We start from the raw sequence: 17,649 nt of genomic DNA on the forward strand, positions 1-17,649 counted from the left end.
TTCATCAAATATAATCATTAAAATTAAGGGACATTATCCATAGGATAATCAAAGTGAACAGACGTATCATTTATTAAAGTATCATAATGATACCTATCAAAAGGGAAATTATGAAACCTCATTTGTTCAATTCTTTTTTCACATTCAACCAATCTATCATATGTGATTATTTGAATTCGATTATCTTCTTCCTCCGCTATTCTAGCTCTATCCTCTTTACTCAAACTATTCCTTCTACCTATAATGATAACTTGACTAATAATAAATCTTCTGCAGAAATCAAATTTATCATAAAAATCACAATTCTGCTTACGTATTGAGTCATAAAGCAATTTACGAAAGCATTCCATATTTTCGTTTATCCATATCTTCCATTCTTTAACTTGGCGCATAGCTATATTTAAGTATTTCGCATAACCCCCATTTTTTGTAAATATCACTCTTGTTGCTGCTTCTAATTCAACTAATGTGATCCAATAACTACTTGACTGTCCTGTAAACACTAAAAAGTCGCTTTGATATTTTCCACCAAAGCTAAACTTAGGAATTACAAAATTATAGGCATATTCAGGAACTCCTAATGTTGCCATCAGAATTTTGTTATGGTCTTCTAGATACTTTTGTAAAGTCTCTTCATTTTTACCTAAAATTTCCTCTATCATGTTTCCCCGCCTTTCCATAATGTCAAGTCTTCAAACATTTATCACCTTTTTGCTTATCAATATAGTTGTCTACCTTATGACAGCCATATTGAATACCAGCAACATCATATTATATATTCAAAATAAGCTATAGTTTTCTTCAATCCCTCAGCCAAGTAAACCTTCGGCTCCCAATCAAGTTCCTTCTTAGCCAAACCACTCAGGTACTTCCTCTGAGTGGGATCATTCTGCGGTAAAGACTGATATACTATCTTCGACTTGCTGCCTGTAATTGCCAGCACCTTCTTCGCCAGTTCCAACATGGTGCATTCGTCAGGATTGCCCAGATTCACCGACACAGTAAAATCCATCGCGGCTGTTCATCATGCGAACCATACTCTCTACCAGATCATCTACATAGCAGAACTACCTATACTTCTATATATTCTCCAACTTGCCTTTCAATACATTCTATCGCGTCTCCAAACTGCCATGCCCGTGTCCATTCTGCTATCATATTCACAGCCTCGTGAATATGTATTTTAGGCTTCCAACCAAGTTTGCTTTTTATTAGTTACGTATCAATCTTCAGAAAATTAGCCTCATGTGGTGCATCCAATTCCCTCGTTACCTTAAATTTAAATCCATCGCCCCAAGCGTTTGTAAAAATCTTTGCAAGCTCACCTGTAGATACACAATCGCAGTCATCCGGCCCCACATTATACCAGCCATATAAATTATAATTCTTCACCTGACAAGATTGCAATCATAAGATATGCAAAAAGTGATTCCCAAACATGCTGATAGGCAGTGATTTTTTGTACGGCTTTGGGCTGCGAAATGGATAAGCCTTCGGTAAGCCAGCGAAGCTGCTGCTCGGAAATTTCCAGCAGGTCTTCCGGCGTGTCCGGCCATTGATACTGACCATTTTCTAAGCGCTTATAGAGAAGCAGAAATCCTGTCTCATCCCATAGCAGTCCCTTGATGCGGTCTTTACGGCGGCCGCAGAAAAGGAACAAAGCCGGCTGATGCGGATCTAGTTGAAATTTCGACAGCACCAGCGCGGCAAGACCGTCGATGGACTTACGCATATCTGTCCGGCCGCACGCCAGATAGACATGCTCTGCCGTAAGATTGCGGATTAGCATACCGGAAACACTTCCTTGATACAAACTAGCGTTCTGGTAAGCAATTCGCTCGATGTTTGCTCATTGACTTCTAAGCTTACAGGACCACAGGCAAGTTTCAGCCTGGAGGGCAGCGTTGAGGCCTGAACTGTAGTCGTAACGGTAGCAGTTGCCAACGTAGCAAATTCAGGAGCAGGCTCATCCTTTGGGGTGATCTGGAGTGCAGCTGCCGCAAAATCTTCGCGGATTTTGCGTTGCCAATAGTAAAAGGCATTGTACTTGATATTTTGCTGGCGGCAATATTCTGCGGCAGTAAGCCCGCTGTTCTGTTGGGCAAGGATGATCTGTTTCCAGGATGCTAGGGAATGTTGCTGCTTGAGCTATTGAATTTTGAGTCAAAACCAAAACCTCCCAGACAATTTTTGACTAAAATGGCTTTTTCACGTTTTTCAGCTTTTTCGTGTGGCTTCTTTTAGTCAATTATCTCATCTGGGAGGGAAATTTTAAATACACCGGATTATTGGGCGGTTACGGCTTACCGGCCTGAAAGAGGCCATTTCTGCAGCATTTCCGAAAACGGAGCACCAGCGCTGCATTGTCCACATGGTGCGCAATACACTGAAATACGTCGCCAACAAAGACATGAAAAATTTTGCCAAAGATCTCCGCACCATCTATACCGCCCCTGATGAGAAGGCCGCCGTTAAGCGGCTGGAGGAAGTGGACAAAAAATGGACGCCCCATTATCCAGCGGCACTGAAGCGTTGGTTTGACAATTGGGATGTAATAACGCCAATATTCAAGTTCTCAACAGACGTCCGTACCGCGTTTTACACGACCAATGCCATTGAGAGCCTAAATTCCTCATACCGCCGTCTGAACAGCCAGAGAAGTGTTTTCCCCGGCCAACAGGCCCTGCTAAAGGCGTTGTATTTGGCAACGTTTGAAGCTACCAAGAAATGGTCCATACCCATCCGAAACTGGGGCAAAGTAAGGGGCGAACTGACCATTATGTACCCTGATAGATTACAACCGTAAAATACATCCATGCTGAAATCATAGAAGACCTTTTACAGACTTTTATTCACACCCTCGAAAAAGCATGACCTTGTTTGAGGCCATGCTTTTTCATTTGCAGTTTTTCTGAAATTCTTCATTCCAAGGAAGCAGCTCCCGGCTCTTCAGGGTGGATTTTGAAATTCATGTTGGGCATCCGTTCAAACAGATATACCAGATTTTTGAACGGGGCAATGCCATTGGCTTGGCAGGTTTCAACCACGCTGTAGACGGCAGCGCTGGCCGCAGCTCCTTTCGGCGAGGCCGAAAATAGCCAGTTCTTGCGTCCGATGGTGAAGCTTCGGATAGCACGTTCACAGATATTGTTGGACAGGGCGGCATTGCCGTCATTCAGATATATGCTGAGTCCTTCCCTATGGTTGAGGGCATAATTCACGGCTTTGCCAAGTGCAGATTTCGGTAGCGTGCCGGGCTGTACCTTTTCAAGCCATACGAAAAAAGCCTCCAGCTTGTCTTTTTCAAGCCGTAGACGTTCCTGCTGCCGTTCTTCGGGCGTTTTGTCTGCCAAGGTTTCCAGGGCAAGCAGCTCTTTTATTCTCTTGACGGCCTGGCCGCTGATGGAAGTGTCTGCTTCTTCCTGTTTCAGGTCAGGGGGCAGTGCCTCCACAAAGTACCTGCGGGCATGGGCCCAGCATAGTGCATGGGCACGGGGCAGGCAACCTGCTCATAGCCGGCATACCCATCTGTTAGGAGAGTTCCCTTGTATCCTTTCAGGTATGCATATGGTCCACCAGCGGCACAAGCCAATCTTGTGCAGATCGTATGACCCAGTTGGCTAAAGTGGCCCTGGGTAGTGCGATGCCGATGGACTTCCGTTACAATTAACTGATTTGTTTGGCTAGTTCTGCAATTCGTTCAGGACTAGGGCGGGAGTATTTTATAATCTCATCCATAGGTTTGTTGTCGCGAAGCATATCAATAGCCATGGAAGTACGTTCTTCGAGACGACCTTCAAGTCGCTCTTCAGCGCGCCCCTCGGCACGCCCTTCCTCCTGTAATGTTTGCATTATTTTACACACAGTGTTACCCCCCTCTTTTTTATGCTTGAAAAAATCGGCTCGTTCAGTCAGTTCTGAATAGTGCATTTTTGCTGGATCAGCGCAGAAGAAATCTTGCATGAGCAACCCTAATGCATCTATTCCTCTGTAGGTTCCGTTTATATAGATGGTGTGAGCAGCATCGTCCTTTCTATATTATGACAAGGGAGTTTGGTGATAAAAATATTATTCAGAAAAACATTTGTTTTTCATGGATATCATACCATAGATTTGAATTTTTGTATATTGAGAATGGATTTTATTACTGGGAGGTCTATATATGTATGATTATCTAATCGTTGGCAGTGGTTTTGCTGGCGTTTATAATATAAGTGAGAAAATGTTTGACTTTAGCCTAAATTTATAGTGTCATAATAATTTCCTATTACGCCTTGTGCAATGCAACATTGAGATTTTCTTCTATTTTCGCTATAATGTATAGGTGTGAAAAAGATTAACGGTTTTAGGAGGAATTATCATGATTAGTCCATATACTGCAGGTGCGCTGGTGCTCGTTGCTTTGATCGTGTTTGGACCGAGCAAGCTGCCGGAGATTGGCAAGGCTTTGGGAAAGGGTATCAAGGAGTTCAAGTCCGGTGTGGTTGAGGAAAGCAAGAAGCCGGAAGAGCAGCAGATGATGAACGTGACCGAGCAGCCGAAAGAACTGCCTAAGGCTGACCAGCAGACGAAGCAGTAAGCTGGTGGTGTAGATGGCAGAAGAACAAAAATATGAAGAAATCGAGGCGCCAAAACAGATTGGCGCCCCGGCAGATGCCGAAGTGGTGCTGGATGATGGCAGCATGTCCCTGATTGCCCATCTGACCGAACTTCGCAGCCGTCTCATCAAATGTCTGGTGGCTACGGCGCTGGGAAGTTGTGTCGGTTATTTCTATATTCAGGAAATCATGCACTACATCACCCTGCCCGCGGGCAAGCTTTACTATATGCAGCCTGCGGAAGCCTTCTTCACTTATCTGAAGGTGGCCTGTGTGGCCGGGTTCCTCTTGGCACTGCCCATTATCTTTTGGCAGGTATGGCGGTTTTTCCTGCCGGCCCTGACCACCAGGGAACGCATGGTGCTTGGTATCGTGGTACCGACATCAGTCGTTCTTTTTTTCTGTGGGCTGGCTTTTTCCTTTTTCCTGGTATTGCCAGCGGGCATCAAGTTTTTCTTGGGCTTCGGCAATACGGAGCTGGAGGCATTATTATCCGTAAACAAGTACTTTGACTTTGTCATCATGTTTGTGCTGCCCTTTGGCTTTATCTTTGAATTGCCTTTGGTCATGACCATCATGGGTAAGCTGGGGTTGATTACGTCTGCTTTCCTCAAGAAGTATCAGCGGATTATCATCTTCCTGTCTTTCGTGGTGGGGGCAATCATCACGCCGACACCGGATGTGTTCACTCAGTCCATGATTGCCTTGCCAATCATTGTACTCTATGAAGTAGGTTATTTTATTGTTCGTTATATTTTACGCAGATAAGCTGGTAAAGAGGAGGTAATTGCTTGGCTTACAAGGATTTGCGGGAGTTTATGGCGGATTTGGAGTCCAAGGGGCTCTTAAAACGCATTAAGACTGAAGTTGACCCGGAACTGGAGATTACGGAAATCACCGACCGGGTATCCAAGATGGAGGGGGACAAGAATGTCGCCCTGCTCTTTGAGAATGTCAAGGGTTCCAAGATGCCCGTGCTCATGAATGCTTTTGGCAGCTATGAGCGTATGGCGATGGCGCTGGGGGTGGAAAAGCTTGATGATGTGGGGGACGAATTGCGGGAAATGCTGAAGCTTCCCTATGTGTCCCTGCAGAACAAGATGAGCGTTGTGACCATGATCCCCATGATCAAGCGGGCCATCAACTTCCCAAAATATGTGAAGAATGCGCCCTGTCAGGAAGTGGTGGAGACGGAGAATCCGAATCTGGACGAAATCCCCATCCTTAAATGCTGGCCGGATGATGGCGGCCCCTTCGTGACCCTGCCGCTGGTATTCACGAAGAACCCCAAGACGGGCAAGCGCAATGTGGGCATGTACCGCCTGCAGAAATACGACAGCCGCACCACGGGGATGCACTGGCATATCCATAAGAACGGCGCCGAGAACTTCCGGGATACGAAAGCCCAGGGTGGCGACCGCATCGAGGCGGCTGTGGCCATCGGCACGGACCCGGTGGTGACTTATGCCGCTACGGCACCGTTGCCCCGGGATATTGACGAGATGGTCTTCGCCGGTTTCCTGCGGCATAAATCCGTGGAAATGGTCAAGTGCAAGACTGTGGATATCGAAGTACCTGCCCATGCGGAAATCATCTTGGAAGGTTATGTGCTGACGGACGAGAAGCGCCGGGAGGGTCCCTTTGGCGACCATACGGGCTACTACTCTCTGGCGGATGATTATCCCGTGTTCCATATCACGGCTATCACGCATCGCAAAGACCCGATTTATTTCTCCACGGTGGTGGGCAAGCCACCTATGGAAGACTGCTACCTGGCCAAGGCCACGGAACGCATCTTCCTGCCGCTGTTGCAGCAGATGCAGCCGGAAATCATCGACATCAACATGCCGTTGGAAGGCGTGTTCCATGATTGCTGTATCGTTTCCATCAAGAAGCAGTATCCCATGCAGGCCCGCAAGGTCATGCATGCGCTCTGGGGCATGGGGCAGATGATGAACGTCAAGATGATCATCGTGGTGGATGCCCATGTCAACGTGCAGGATTTGAAGGAAGTTTGGTGGCGGGTGTATAATAACATCGATGCCAAGCACGACCTGGAAATCGTGGAAGGCCCGCTGGATGTTCTCGACCATTCCTCGCCCATGGCAAAGTGGGGCTCCAAGATGGGCATTGATGCCACCAAGACCTGGCCGGAGGAGGGGCATACCCGCGAATGGCCGGAGGAAATCAATATGAGCGAGGAAATCAAGGCCAAGGTTGATGCCAAGTGGAAGGAGCTTGGTCTGGATTGATAGATATTAAAGCCCATATCAACAACGTGGCCTTGCACCACACGATTTTTGACCTGCCCTTTGCCTTTATGGGGGCAGTGCTGGCGGGGGGGGGCAGCCCCAGCCTCCATGATTTGTTCTGGATTGCGCTGGCCATCACCACGGGGCGGGCGGCGGCGCTGGCGCTGGACAATCTGGCTGATCTGAAGTATGACAGCCAACAGCCTCGCATGAGCTACCGGGCCATGGTGCAGGGGCGCATCAGCAAGACGGAGGCCAAGGTCTTCATCGTGATCTGCCTGCTGCTGATGGTCCTGTCCGTGCTCCAGCTGCATCCCGTCTGCATTTACCTGCTGCCGTTGGCGGCGCTGCCGTTCCTGATTTATCCCTTCACCAAGCGTTTTACCGGCTGGTGCCATCTGTTTTTGGGCGTGGCGATTGCCATGGCTCCGGCAGGCGGCTGGGTAGGTGTCAGCGGGGAAATCACGACACCGATGGTGCTCCTGTGTATTGCTGTGGCGCTTTGGATTGGTGCCTTTGACGCCATGTATGGTGCGCAGGATGAGGAATTCGACAAGAGCCAGGGCCTGCATTCGTTGGCAGTCAGTTATGGAGCAAACAATGCGTTCAAGCTCTCGGCTGCGATGCATGTCATCTGCATAGCCTGCTTCTTTGCTGTGGGCGTGATGATGTCCTTAGGCCAGTTCTATTTCATTGGCGTAGGTATCGCCGCAGGTACCCTGATCTATCAGCATCGCATTGTAAGCCCTACAGACTTCAGTCAGGTGACACAACGCTATTTCATGCGTAACGGCATTGTATCCGTGGCTATCTTTGTCTGTACTTGGCTAAGTTTTTATTTATAGTATCCCAAAATTGAGGTGACTCTATGTCCGCAAAGATTCTTGAAGGTAAGTTTTTCGCACAGCAGTTAAAAGATGATGCCGGCAAACGGGCGGTGGCCTTGCAGGAAAAGTTTGGCCGTGCACCGGGGCTGGCGGTTATCCGTGTGGGTAATGACCCGGCTTCTGAAGTCTATGTCCGCAACAAGGACAAGGCGTGTGCTGCTCTGGGTATTTACTCGGAGGTCATTGCCCTGCCGGAAGAGACGACGAAAGACGAACTCATTGCCCGTATTGATGCATTGAATGCTGATGATAAGATTGACGGTATTCTCGTGCAGTTGCCGCTTCCTGCCCAGATTGCGCAGTTTGAGGCGGAAATCCTCAACCGCATTGACCCGTCAAAAGATGTGGATGGTTTCCATCCTGTCAATGTGGGCAAGATGGTGACGGGCGAGCCAGCCCTTTTGCCCTGCACGCCGGCAGGCTGTATCCGCATGCTGGAAATGGCGGGCATTGAGATTGCGGGCAAGCGTGCCGTGGTCATTGGCCGCAGCAATATCGTGGGCAAACCTATGTTCCATTTGCTCATGGGCAAGAATGCCACGGTGACGGTGTGCCATTCCCGCACGGAGAATCTGGCGGAAATCACCCGTCAGGCGGATATTCTCGTGGCGGCCATCGGCAAGCCTCAATTTGTAAAAAAAGATATGGTAAAACCAGGTGCGACGGTCATTGACGTGGGCATCAACCGCATTGCCCCCAAGAAATTGGTGGGGGATGTGGATTTTGACCCCGTCAGCGAAGTGGCAGGCGCCATTACGCCGGTACCGGGAGGCGTAGGCCTCCTGACCGTAGCCATGCTGATGCAGAATGTCGTGCAGGCGGCAGAAGCGCACCTGAGATAGGTAGATAGAGACCATAAAGGACTCCTATCTTCCCCCTCGGGGGAAGTGGTGCGCAGCACCAAAAGGGGCACCCTTATCGGTCTTTTTCTTATATAAGCTTTATGTTTTATTGCAGAGGAGAAGAAAGCTCAATGAAAACCGATGTGGAAATTGCGCAGAGCGCAGAAATGCAGGACATTCGCCGTATTGCTGAGAAACTTTCCATCTCAGAAGACGAACTGGAACTCTACGGCAAATACAAGGCCAAAATCAGTCTCGATGCCTGGCAGCGGGTGAAAGACCGGGAAAACGGCAAATTGGTGCTGGTAACGGCTATCAACCCCACGCCGGCTGGTGAAGGCAAGACCACGACCAGCGTAGGTCTCGCCGATGCCTTCCATAAACAAGGGAAAAAAGTAGCTGTGGCCCTGCGTGAACCTTCTTTAGGCCCCTGCTTTGGTCTCAAGGGTGGCGCTGCCGGCGGTGGTTATGCGCAGGTCGTGCCCATGGAAGACATCAACCTGCACTTCACGGGTGACTTCCATGCCATCACGACGGCTCATAACCTGCTGGCAGCTGTGATTGACAATCATATCCAGCAGGGTAATGCCCTCGATATCGACGTGCGCCGGGTGGTCTGGAAGCGCGTCCTCGACCTTAATGACCGCGCCCTGCGTCATGTGGTGATCGGCATGGGCGGCAAGGCTCATGGCGTGCCCCGGGAAACCGGCTTTGATATCACGGTAGCTTCGGAAATGATGGCGATTCTCTGTCTGGCGTCTGACCTCGAGGATATGAAGAAGCGTCTGGGCGAGATCGTGGTGGCCTATACCCGTGATGGCCGTGCGGTCAGAGCCAAGGAACTCAATGTAACCGGTGCTTTGACCCTGCTCTTCAAGGATGCCATCAAACCGAACCTCGTACAGACTCTGGAAGGCACGCCGGCCTTTATCCATGGCGGCCCCTTTGCCAATATCGCGCATGGCTGCAACAGCGTCATGGCGACGAAGTTTGCGCTGAAATTTGCCGATGTGGTAGTGACGGAAGCTGGTTTCGGTGCGGACTTGGGCGCTGAGAAATTCCTCAATATCAAGTGCCGCTTCGCGGGTATCCATCCCGATGCAGTGGTCATCGTGGCCACGGTGCGCGCCCTCAAGATGCACGGCGGCATGGACAAGAAAGACCTCGGTCAGGTCAATATGGAAGCCTTGGAAAAAGGCATGCAGAACCTCGAGAAGCACATCGAGAACATCCAGAAGTTCGGCCTGCCGGCAGTAGTGGCCATCAATGCCTTCCCGACGGATACGAAAGAGGAACTGGACTTTGTGGAAGCTGCCTGCAACAAGCGTGGCGCCGAAGTGGCTCTGTCCGAAGTCTGGGCAAAAGGCGGCGAAGGTGGCCTGAAGCTGGCCGAAAAAGTCGAAGCAGCTATGCAGAAGGAAAACAACTTCCACTTTATCTACGAGACAGAACAAAGCGTGGAGGAGAAGATCACCGCCATTGCCAAGGAAATCTATGGTGCTGATGGCATTGCTTTCACCGCTGCAGCCAAGAAGCAGCTGGCAGAGATCAAAGAACTGGGCTTTGACAAGATGCCAATCTGCATGGCCAAGACGCAGTATTCCCTGTCTGATGATGCCACGAAGATTGGCCGTCCAGAAGGCTTCACGGTTACGGTGCGCGAACTGCGGATTTCCGCTGGTGCCGGCTTTATCGTGGCTTTGACGGGCAATATCCTGACCATGCCGGGCCTGCCCAAGAAGCCCGCCGCTGAGAATATGGACATTGATAACGACGGTAAGATTACCGGCTTGTTCTAAGTTAAGTCAATAAAAGGCTGTGAAAATAGCAGTTTGTTGGTGCGAGCTGGAACACAATTCGTTACAAAGCAGTGGGGCGGCGGTGGGAATACTTTTTCGCCGCTCCACTAAATGACCCGCCAGCAGAAGTACGCATCTTCCAGCTACCTGCGCCGGGCAGGCCGGCGGCGCTCCTGTCAACGAAGCGCCAAGCATATACTGTTTGCGGGCCAGCCCTCACTTCGTTCGGACAGTCGTTCCGTCGGCGAAAAAGCATCCCCACCGCCACCCACCGTTACGTTTGAGTATATTGCTATGTTCCGGCTGTAAGGTGCAAGCACATCGATGTTCTTGTTACAGGAGAACCGAGTTCGTGTCAATTGCCAAAATCGTGACAGGGGGCGAACGGGGGAGTGCTTTTTCTGTGGGAGCGACCGTCTAAGCGCAGCGAAGACCGGCCCGACGTAGGCAGCAGCTAAAGAGCACACTGAAAGACGCGCCGCTGGCCTGCCCGGCGCAATCTAGCTAAACATCTCTAACCTTACAGGGAGGGTCGTTTAGCGGAAACAGAAAAAGCACTCCCCCGTGAACCCCTGCTGCGTATGAACGGGATACCTTCAGCACGAACTAAACTACAAACTGCAATAAGGCAGTCCGCCGACTCAGTCGAGTCAGCGGGCTGCCTTTGTTATTCGGTCTGGTGAAGCATAAAAAAGAGGCTCCGAAAGGAGCCTCCTTCTTTTATGCCGATCAGGCAATTATTTTGCGTTGATGAGCGCCATGATTTCGTCTGCACGACCATCGGAACCGAGAACTTCTTTGATTTTGTGTTCAACGAGTTCCTTGATGTAAGCGCGGCCATCAGCAACATACTGACGCGGGTCGAAGTGGCCCGGGTTAGCCATGAAGTGCTCACGGATACCAGCCGTAAGAGCCAGACGCAGGTCGGAGTCGATGTTGATCTTGCAAACTGCGGATTTAGCAGCTTTGCGGAGCTGATCTTCAGGAATACCGATAGCATCGTCCAGTTTGCCGCCGTTAGCGTTGATGATCTGAACGTACTTTGGAATAACGGAAGAAGCACCATGAAGAACGATCGGGAATTCCGGAATCTTCTTCTCGATTTCAGCCAGGATATCGAAACGCAGTTCGGGCGGTACGAGAACGCCTTCAGCGTTGCGCGTGCACTGTTCCGGCTTGAACTTGAATGCGCCATGGGAAGTACCGATAGCGATAGCCAGGGAGTCTACGCCAGTTTCTCTGACGAACTCTTCAACTTCTTCCGGCTGCGTGTAAGCTGCTTCATGAGCAGCAACCTTAACATCATCCTCGATACCAGCCAATTTGCCCAGCTCAGCTTCTACGCAAACGCCATGTTCATGTGCGTAAGCAACAACTTCCTGCGTACGTTTGATGTTCTCTTTGAAATCATAATGAGAACCATCGAACATTACAGACGTGAAACCGTCATCGATGCAAGCTTTGCAGGTTTCGAAATCTGCGCCATGGTCGAGGTGCAGAGCAACAGGAATGTCGTTGACTTCCAGAGCAGCCTCAACGAGGTGACGGAGATACGGGCCCTTTGCATATTTGCGGGCACCAGCGGATGCCTGCAGGATAACCGGGGAATTCAGCTCAGCAGCTGCTTCCGTGATACCCTGTACGATTTCCATGTTGTTGACGTTGAAAGCACCGATAGCGTAGCCGCCTTCGTAAGCTTTCTTGAACATTTCTTTAGTTCCAACTAATGGCATTTTTCATTACCCCCTAAGAATACTGTTCAATATTTTTTGTTGAACCTTGATTATTATATCATAGAAAATACTTCTCGTATAGGCTCTGAAAAAAAAATGCATGATTTTATATAACAAATGTGAATAATCCATTTGGTTTATTTTTACTCCAAATAGTTCATTCTTTCGTTTTTTTCTGTTATCTGTTCCAGAAAATGCTATAATCTATTCAACAAATGAATGATTGTTCATATATAATAATGACTGGCTGCAACAGCTGGTTCAGGGAGGAATGCTTATGAATCAGAAGCAGAAGAAAAATCTTGTGCGCATTGTCGTGGCTGCTGTCCTGATGATTGCCCTGGCTTATGCGCCTTTGGCGGGACTGCCTCGTTTTATGGCTTATCTCGTGCCTTATTTCATCATTGGTTATGATATTTTATATAAGGCAGGCAAGGGAATCAGGAACCGCCGTGCTTTTGATGAAAGCCTGCTCATGGCCATTGCCACTATCGGTGCTATAGCACTGGCTGTTTATGAGGATGGTGATTACACGGAAGCGATTGCCGTCATGCTTTTCTATCAGGTAGGGGAGTGGTTCCAATCTTATGCTGTGAACCGCAGTCGCCGGGATATCAGCGATCTGATGGACATTCGTCCAGACTATGCGAATCTGCAGCAGGCAGATGGTGTGATTGAGCGGGTCGATCCATATGAAGTAGAGATTGGCAGTGTCATCGTAGTCAAGCCCGGCGAAAAGATTCCTCTGGACGGTGTGGTAGTAGAAGGTACTTCCAGTTTGAACACGGTAGCTTTGACTGGTGAATCCTTGCCACGGGAGGCCAGGGAAGGCGATGAAGTCATCAGTGGCTGTGTCAATATCAATGGTCTTTTGAAAATCAAGACTACCAAGGAATTTGATGAGTCAACGGCTTCCAAGATCTTGGAGATGGTGGAAGATGCCAGCTCCAGGAAGTCCCGATCGGAGGACTTTATCAGTAAATTTGCCAGAGTTTATACACCGATTGTTGTATATGCGGCTTTGGCTTTGGCCTTTTTGCCGCCGCTGGTGCGTTGGTTTGGCATGGGCATGGCCCCTGAGTGGGGAACCTGGATTTACCGCGCTTTGACGTTCCTGGTTATCAGCTGTCCTTGTGCATTGGTGGTCAGCATACCGCTCAGTTTCTTTGCCGGTATCGGCGGTGCCAGCCGTCAGGGGGTGCTGGTAAAGGGATCGAATTATCTGGAAACCTTGTCGGAAGTGGATACGGTGGTCTTTGATAAGACTGGTACATTGACAAAAGGTGTTTTTCAGGTCAATGCCATCCATACGGATAAGTTAGATCAAAATGAGCTGTTGCATCTTGCTGCTCATGTGGAGCGCTATTCTACCCATCCTATTGCCGAATCCCTGCGCAATGCCTTTGGCAACGAGGCCGATGGCTGCCAGGTGGAAAAGGTAGAGGAAATTGCTGGGCATGGTATCCGTGCTTTGGTCAATGGCAGGATCGTCTGTGTAGGCAATGCCAAGATGATGGATGCCATCGGTGCCAAATGGCATGAATGTGATGAAGTGGGCACGATGGTTCATGTGGCTGTGGATGGAGAGTATGCCGGCCATATCATCATTGCGGATGTGGTGAAAGACCATGCTCATGAAGCAATTCGTGCACTTAAACGCAATGGCATCAAAAAAACGGTCATGCTCACTGGTGACAGCCGCAGGACAGCGGATAAGGTGGCGGCAGATTTGCAGCTGGATACGGTATACAGCCAGCTGTTGCCGCAGGATAAAGTGGCCAAGGTCGAAGAGCTGCTGCAGCAGAAAAAGACTGGCAAACTGGCCTTTGTGGGAGATGGCATCAATGATGCCCCGGTACTCTCCCGTGCTGATGTGGGGATTGCCATGGGAGCTTTGGGTTCAGATGCAGCCATAGAAGCTGCTGATATAGTGCTGATGGATGATGATCCATTAAAGATTTCAGTGGCGAAGCGTATTGCCCGTAAGACTTTGCGGATTGTCAAACAGAATATTTGGTTCTCTGTTGGAGTCAAGGTACTGGTGCTGATTTTAGGCGCTCTGGGCTTTGCTAATATGTGGGCGGCTATTTTCGCTGATGTGGGAGTTATGGTTCTGGCTGTTTTGAACGCTGTACGGGCAATGTTTGTCCCTAAGTCTGTCTGGCAGGTAAAAGAAAACAGCCGCAACCTTCCGGATGCGACTGTAGCGTGAGACCATTCCTGTAGGATACAAGAAAGGATGTAGTTTTTATGAAAAAAGTTTATAAAATCGATGTGGACTGTGCTGCATGTGCGAATCTGATGGAAGAGGCTGCCAAGAATACACCGGGAGTCAAAGATGCAACGGTCAATTTCATGGGGCTGAAGATGAAGGTAGAATTTGAAGAGGGACATGATGTCAAGACGGTCATGGAAAATGTCCGCAATAACTGCAAACGTGTAGAAGACGATTGCGAAGTATACCTCTAATCAAAGTCAATCTGAAAATCATCTAGAAAGAGGCTGTGAAAAAGTCAAAAGCTGTCCCCTGTAGGGGGAAGCATAAGACTTCTTCACAGCCTCTTTTGGGATAGCGGTGGTTATGATTGTCTGCGGTACGCTGAGGGCAATTTTCCTGTAATCTTTTTGAAGACTTCAGCAAACTTGCTTTGGTTGGCATAGCCAACCTCCTGAGCGATGACAGACAGAGGGGTATCTGTTTCGCGTATGCGTTTCATGGCCTGCTGCATGCGGTATTCTTGCATGAATTGGGCAATTGGCAGCCCGTAAGTTTGTTTGAATTCGCGTTTCAAGGTGGTGGGATTGATATGGAATCTTTGTGCCAGCTGGGCTATGGTATGGCGGGCGGAGAGGTCGTTGGTCAAAAAGGTATAGATTTCCTGCAGGCGTCCGGCCTGTTCTGTATGATATTGCAGGCGGTCAGGTGCTGCATTGGGCTTCCAGACAGAAAGCAGCAGCAGGATTTCCTGAACTTTCAGCTGATAATATGGCAGGCGGATGCTGTCAGGAATATTGTAGAGTGGTGTCAAAAGCCGGTCCAGGGAACTTCCGCTGGGAAGCAGCAAAGGGCTGTCAGGCATACAAAAATCCTGATAAAGCTGTTCGGTGCTCAGATGCGCTTCCTGCAGGATAGCCGGCAGTTTTTTGCCGAAGATATTGAGATCCAGGGAGATGGTGATACCTTCATAGAAACCCGCGGAAAATTCCTGACGGGAATCGGCACAACAGTCTGTCGTATGGATGTCGATATCACCGGCCTTCAGCGTGAGAAGTCTTTCTCCCTGCAGATGCCAGCTGGAGCGGCCACGGCGGCAGTGATTGATTTCGATGACCATGTCGGAAGCCGGATGCTGGTAGCGGACTTCCGGAGCCAGAAAGCGGACATGGGATAAATGCAGGCCGGGGAACAGGTGAAAATTATCGATAAGCCCTTTGCCCTGGGGAAGTATGGGATGCCATTGATCCAGGCGGCCGTGGTCTTTTTGCTGAGGATAGTGGGCGTTTATTTCCAATGTGCCAGATGATATTTGCGGCAGGAAATCTGCTATATTGGGTGAAGCGATGGACATGACAAGTTCTCCTTTCCCCATATCTTTCCAGGGGATGATCTTTTTGTATTACAGCTGCGAGATATCCTGCTCATTCAGGGACGCGATGTTCGTGTATTTCCCATCAGCAGAATTGTGCAGCGTGATCTTCCCTGCGCGCAACAGCTGGGCCGCTTTTTGATACGATGCATTCTTTCGGTCAAAGCCGCTGATATGCCAGTCGTTTACTGGCTTGACGGCCAGAACGCCATTTTTTACTTCTTTTATGTAGCGGATGGACATATTGCGGATGGTTCCTTCGTTCTCACCGAAAGCTTCAAGGCTGGTCCAGATCTGAGGGAATTGCTGGCCGGCAAAGATACCGTCTTTTGCCGTAAGTTGGTTCATGCGATAGGCGTTCATACCCAATTTGATCTTGTCGGTATCTTTGATTCGCTTCCCGGTGCGTTTGAGGCGCAGATCCTTGATACGGCTGCCAGCAGGCTCGGTGAGATCGATTACATAGTTCACGCCGCCGAAAATATCATTGGTGCTGTATTTGGATGCGCGACGGACAGGATTGTAGCTGGGGGCAATATCTCCTGGCTGTTTTTGGTTGAAATAGGCTGCTGACCATTCCATATAAGTGCGCAGATCCTTGCCCGTGATCTCATATACAGTAGTCTCACCGCCGGTGTACTGATAATTGAAGGCAATATCCTTACGTCGTACCGGGCCTGCAGCCATTTGGGCGTTGTCCCGGCTGATCATGACAGAGGTCACATCAGCGCCGCTGTAGTGGAGCTGTACTTCATTGAAGAAATTGGTCAGTGGGGTATCGGCTACCTGTACTTCACTGATACCTGGAATGGTGTCTTCCGGAACCATGTTCATGCCAGTGACTGTACCGATTTCCTCATTGGCTGTTTTACGGGCTTCCAGATGGAAGGGGGCGAGGATTTCGACTAATTTACCGTCGCTGTCATAATTTTTCATGGGAATGGTCTGGGCTTTTTTCTCTGTAACTTCCCAGCGGTTGTCCTTGCGGGAAAGGGTCAGATCGATACGCGTGAGGGCCTGGCCGTATTTGTAAGGTTCGGAAATCAGTACGCCGTTTACGGTAGCACTGCTGACATTTTTGTGCATATGGCCGGCTACAATGGCCGTAAGTTCCGGATTGGCCTTGGCAACATCTGTGACACTGGTATCCGGATGATTGTTCTCGTTTTCCAGCCCCATGTGCATGACGCCAATCAAAATGTCGGCTTTGCCTTTCAATTCTTCGATGATCTTGCGGGTTTCTGTCGTGGGATTCGTTACCGTTACGCCTTTCAGATGGTCGGTATCTTTTTCGAACTCCGCGATCATGGGCGTGTTCAGGCCGATGATACCGATCTTGATGCCCGCTTTTTCTACGATGGCGGAGGCGGGCAGGTAACGGCGTCCGTCTTCATAGTACACGTTGCCGCAGAGGTTCTTGCCCTTGAATTGGTCGGTTACGTGTTTGAGCACATCCAGGCCGAAGTTGAATTCGTGGTTGCCCATGGTCCATGTATCATAGTTCATTTCGTTCATGGCGACAATCATGGGCTGATGGGGCTTGGTATTGAATTGTTCCACACTGTTGTCCTGGATGGAGTCGCCGCAGTCCACTAAGATGACATTCGGTGTTTCCTGCCGGATCTGTTTGATGGCGGTATATAGCTGTACTAAGCTGCCGGAACGATCCTCCGTATCCGTAGCATAGTCCCAGGGCATAAAACGGCCATGCACATCGCTGGTGCCTAAAATAGTAAGTTGTACCGTATCGCCTGCTGAAGCCAGGGCTTTTACGCCGGAAATCCCTTCAACGGCTGCTGTTACGCCGCCTGCCAGTAGTAGCTGTAAAAAGTTTCTTCTGCTTAACATGAAATAAAAACCTCCAGTGGATTGGATTTGAGTGTACAGTCTTACTCATATCTGCGGGGGATTGCAGATACAGGTGAATATTTATTATTTTAGCATATTTTCA

The 17,649-nt window shown here is 49.3% G+C and carries 18 protein-coding genes and 1 pseudogene; 9 read left to right on the forward strand and 10 right to left on the reverse strand.

The genetic code is table 11. The features are described 5' to 3' along the window. Positions 1-23: 23 nt before the first annotated feature. The 4 genes from BUB68_RS08155 to tnpA form a co-directional block, all read right to left on the reverse strand. Positions 24-662: a Shedu anti-phage system protein SduA domain-containing protein gene (locus BUB68_RS08155; protein ID WP_073089944.1), complete on the reverse strand. Its 639-nt coding sequence runs from the start codon at positions 660-662 to the stop codon at positions 24-26. Positions 663-766: 104 nt separating this feature from the next. Next, positions 767-1,012: a Rossmann-fold NAD(P)-binding domain-containing protein gene (locus BUB68_RS08160; RefSeq protein WP_073089947.1), complete on the reverse strand. Its 246-nt coding sequence runs from the start codon at positions 1,010-1,012 to the stop codon at positions 767-769. A 366-nt stretch (positions 1,013-1,378) separates the two neighbouring features. Continuing rightward, on the reverse strand, positions 1,379-1,789 hold the full coding sequence (gene tnpB, locus BUB68_RS08165) for an IS66 family insertion sequence element accessory protein TnpB (protein ID WP_073089950.1): 411 nt from the start codon (positions 1,787-1,789) through the stop codon (positions 1,379-1,381). Next, complete coding sequence (tnpA, locus tag BUB68_RS15895; protein ID WP_143188129.1) at positions 1,783-2,112, reverse strand: IS66 family insertion sequence element accessory protein TnpA; 330 nt, start codon at positions 2,110-2,112, stop codon at positions 1,783-1,785. The genes tnpB and tnpA overlap by 7 nt, the downstream gene beginning before the upstream one ends. A 190-nt stretch (positions 2,113-2,302) precedes the next feature. Here tnpA and BUB68_RS08170 point away from each other — a divergent pair. Beyond that, positions 2,303-2,806, forward strand: a pseudogene (locus tag BUB68_RS08170) (IS256 family transposase); the annotation flags it as partial. 115 nt (positions 2,807-2,921) lie between these two features. Here the strand turns inward: BUB68_RS08170 and BUB68_RS08175 are convergent. Both BUB68_RS08175 and BUB68_RS08180 read right to left on the reverse strand, forming a co-directional pair. Then, positions 2,922-3,500, reverse strand: coding sequence for an IS66 family transposase (locus tag BUB68_RS08175; protein ID WP_081371922.1), 579 nt, complete (start codon positions 3,498-3,500; stop codon positions 2,922-2,924). A gap of 166 nt (positions 3,501-3,666) precedes the next feature. After that, positions 3,667-3,963: a hypothetical protein gene (locus BUB68_RS08180; protein ID WP_218587685.1), complete on the reverse strand. Its 297-nt coding sequence runs from the start codon at positions 3,961-3,963 to the stop codon at positions 3,667-3,669. Positions 3,964-4,360: 397 nt separating this feature from the next. On the opposite strand from BUB68_RS08180, the gene tatA reads away from it, so the two are divergent. The 6 genes from tatA to BUB68_RS08210 all read left to right on the forward strand — a co-directional run bounded on the left by tatA (position 4,361) and on the right by BUB68_RS08210 (position 10,378). Next, the gene (gene tatA / locus BUB68_RS08185; protein WP_073089959.1) at positions 4,361-4,579 is read left to right on the forward strand and encodes a twin-arginine translocase TatA/TatE family subunit; all 219 of its coding nucleotides are present in this window, start codon (positions 4,361-4,363) and stop codon (positions 4,577-4,579) included. A 13-nt stretch (positions 4,580-4,592) separates the two neighbouring features. Continuing rightward, positions 4,593-5,366 (forward strand): twin-arginine translocase subunit TatC, encoded by a 774-nt coding sequence (tatC, locus tag BUB68_RS08190; protein ID WP_073089962.1) that lies wholly within the window; start codon positions 4,593-4,595, stop codon positions 5,364-5,366. Between the two features lie 23 nt (positions 5,367-5,389). Continuing rightward, the gene (locus BUB68_RS08195) at positions 5,390-6,850 is read left to right on the forward strand and encodes a menaquinone biosynthesis decarboxylase (protein WP_073089966.1); all 1,461 of its coding nucleotides are present in this window, start codon (positions 5,390-5,392) and stop codon (positions 6,848-6,850) included. Beyond that, positions 6,847-7,695, forward strand: a complete 849-nt coding sequence (locus BUB68_RS08200) for a 4-hydroxybenzoate octaprenyltransferase (RefSeq protein WP_143188125.1) — start codon at positions 6,847-6,849, stop codon at positions 7,693-7,695. Before BUB68_RS08195 ends, BUB68_RS08200 begins: the two co-directional genes overlap by 4 nt. A gap of 23 nt (positions 7,696-7,718) precedes the next feature. Next, positions 7,719-8,579, forward strand: coding sequence for a bifunctional methylenetetrahydrofolate dehydrogenase/methenyltetrahydrofolate cyclohydrolase FolD (folD, locus tag BUB68_RS08205; RefSeq protein ID WP_073089972.1), 861 nt, complete (start codon positions 7,719-7,721; stop codon positions 8,577-8,579). Positions 8,580-8,710: 131 nt separating this feature from the next. Further along, on the forward strand, positions 8,711-10,378 hold the full coding sequence (locus BUB68_RS08210) for a formate--tetrahydrofolate ligase (protein WP_073089975.1): 1,668 nt from the start codon (positions 8,711-8,713) through the stop codon (positions 10,376-10,378). A gap of 61 nt (positions 10,379-10,439) precedes the next feature. Here BUB68_RS08210 and BUB68_RS15420 read toward each other — a convergent pair whose 3' ends face one another. After that, a complete protein-coding gene (locus BUB68_RS15420; RefSeq protein WP_073089978.1) occupies positions 10,440-10,634 on the reverse strand; it encodes a hypothetical protein in 195 nt (64 codons plus the stop codon). A 481-nt stretch (positions 10,635-11,115) separates the two neighbouring features. Then, positions 11,116-12,111 (reverse strand): class II fructose-1,6-bisphosphate aldolase, encoded by a 996-nt coding sequence (gene fba, locus BUB68_RS08220; RefSeq protein WP_014424300.1) that lies wholly within the window; start codon positions 12,109-12,111, stop codon positions 11,116-11,118. Positions 12,112-12,388: 277 nt separating this feature from the next. Here fba and BUB68_RS08225 point away from each other — a divergent pair, with 277 nt between their 5' ends. Together BUB68_RS08225 and BUB68_RS08230 are read left to right on the forward strand one after the other, a co-directional pair. Beyond that, positions 12,389-14,323 (forward strand): heavy metal translocating P-type ATPase, encoded by a 1,935-nt coding sequence (locus BUB68_RS08225; RefSeq protein WP_073089981.1) that lies wholly within the window; start codon positions 12,389-12,391, stop codon positions 14,321-14,323. Between the two features lie 38 nt (positions 14,324-14,361). Further along, a complete protein-coding gene (locus BUB68_RS08230) occupies positions 14,362-14,580 on the forward strand; it encodes a cation transporter (protein WP_073089984.1) in 219 nt (72 codons plus the stop codon). A gap of 110 nt (positions 14,581-14,690) precedes the next feature. On the opposite strand, the gene BUB68_RS08235 is transcribed toward BUB68_RS08230, so the two are convergent. Together BUB68_RS08235 and BUB68_RS08240 are read right to left on the reverse strand one after the other, a co-directional pair. Then, positions 14,691-15,680: a helix-turn-helix transcriptional regulator gene (locus tag BUB68_RS08235; protein WP_073089987.1), complete on the reverse strand. Its 990-nt coding sequence runs from the start codon at positions 15,678-15,680 to the stop codon at positions 14,691-14,693. A gap of 48 nt (positions 15,681-15,728) precedes the next feature. Next, positions 15,729-17,546, reverse strand: coding sequence for a bifunctional metallophosphatase/5'-nucleotidase (locus BUB68_RS08240; protein WP_073089990.1), 1,818 nt, complete (start codon positions 17,544-17,546; stop codon positions 15,729-15,731). Positions 17,547-17,649 lie beyond the last annotated feature (103 nt).

The sequence above is a fragment of the Pseudoselenomonas ruminantium genome, from assembly GCF_900142515.1.
Classification (GTDB): domain Bacteria; phylum Bacillota; class Negativicutes; order Selenomonadales; family Selenomonadaceae; genus Selenomonas_A; species Selenomonas_A ruminantium_D.

Excerpts from the sequence above, each read along its gene's own strand:
- BUB68_RS08155 (WP_073089944.1), bottom strand. The coding sequence starts at position 662 with ATGATAGAGGAAATTTTAGGTAAAAATGAAGAGACTTTACAAAAGTAT.
- BUB68_RS08160 (WP_073089947.1), bottom strand. The coding sequence starts at position 1,012 with ATGGATTTTACTGTGTCGGTGAATCTGGGCAATCCTGACGAATGCACC.
- tnpB (WP_073089950.1), bottom strand. The coding sequence starts at position 1,789 with ATGCTAATCCGCAATCTTACGGCAGAGCATGTCTATCTGGCGTGCGGC.
- BUB68_RS08180 (WP_218587685.1), bottom strand. The coding sequence starts at position 3,963 with ATGCAAGATTTCTTCTGCGCTGATCCAGCAAAAATGCACTATTCAGAA.
- tatA (WP_073089959.1), top strand. The coding sequence starts at position 4,361 with ATGATTAGTCCATATACTGCAGGTGCGCTGGTGCTCGTTGCTTTGATC.
- tatC (WP_073089962.1), top strand. The coding sequence starts at position 4,593 with ATGGCAGAAGAACAAAAATATGAAGAAATCGAGGCGCCAAAACAGATT.
- folD (WP_073089972.1), top strand. The coding sequence starts at position 7,719 with ATGTCCGCAAAGATTCTTGAAGGTAAGTTTTTCGCACAGCAGTTAAAA.
- BUB68_RS08210 (WP_073089975.1), top strand. The coding sequence starts at position 8,711 with ATGAAAACCGATGTGGAAATTGCGCAGAGCGCAGAAATGCAGGACATT.
- BUB68_RS15420 (WP_073089978.1), bottom strand. The coding sequence starts at position 10,634 with ATGCTTTTTCGCCGACGGAACGACTGTCCGAACGAAGTGAGGGCTGGC.
- fba (WP_014424300.1), bottom strand. The coding sequence starts at position 12,111 with ATGCCATTAGTTGGAACTAAAGAAATGTTCAAGAAAGCTTACGAAGGC.
- BUB68_RS08225 (WP_073089981.1), top strand. The coding sequence starts at position 12,389 with ATGAATCAGAAGCAGAAGAAAAATCTTGTGCGCATTGTCGTGGCTGCT.
- BUB68_RS08230 (WP_073089984.1), top strand. The coding sequence starts at position 14,362 with ATGAAAAAAGTTTATAAAATCGATGTGGACTGTGCTGCATGTGCGAAT.
- BUB68_RS08235 (WP_073089987.1), bottom strand. The coding sequence starts at position 15,680 with ATGTCCATCGCTTCACCCAATATAGCAGATTTCCTGCCGCAAATATCA.
- BUB68_RS08240 (WP_073089990.1), bottom strand. The coding sequence starts at position 17,546 with ATGTTAAGCAGAAGAAACTTTTTACAGCTACTACTGGCAGGCGGCGTA.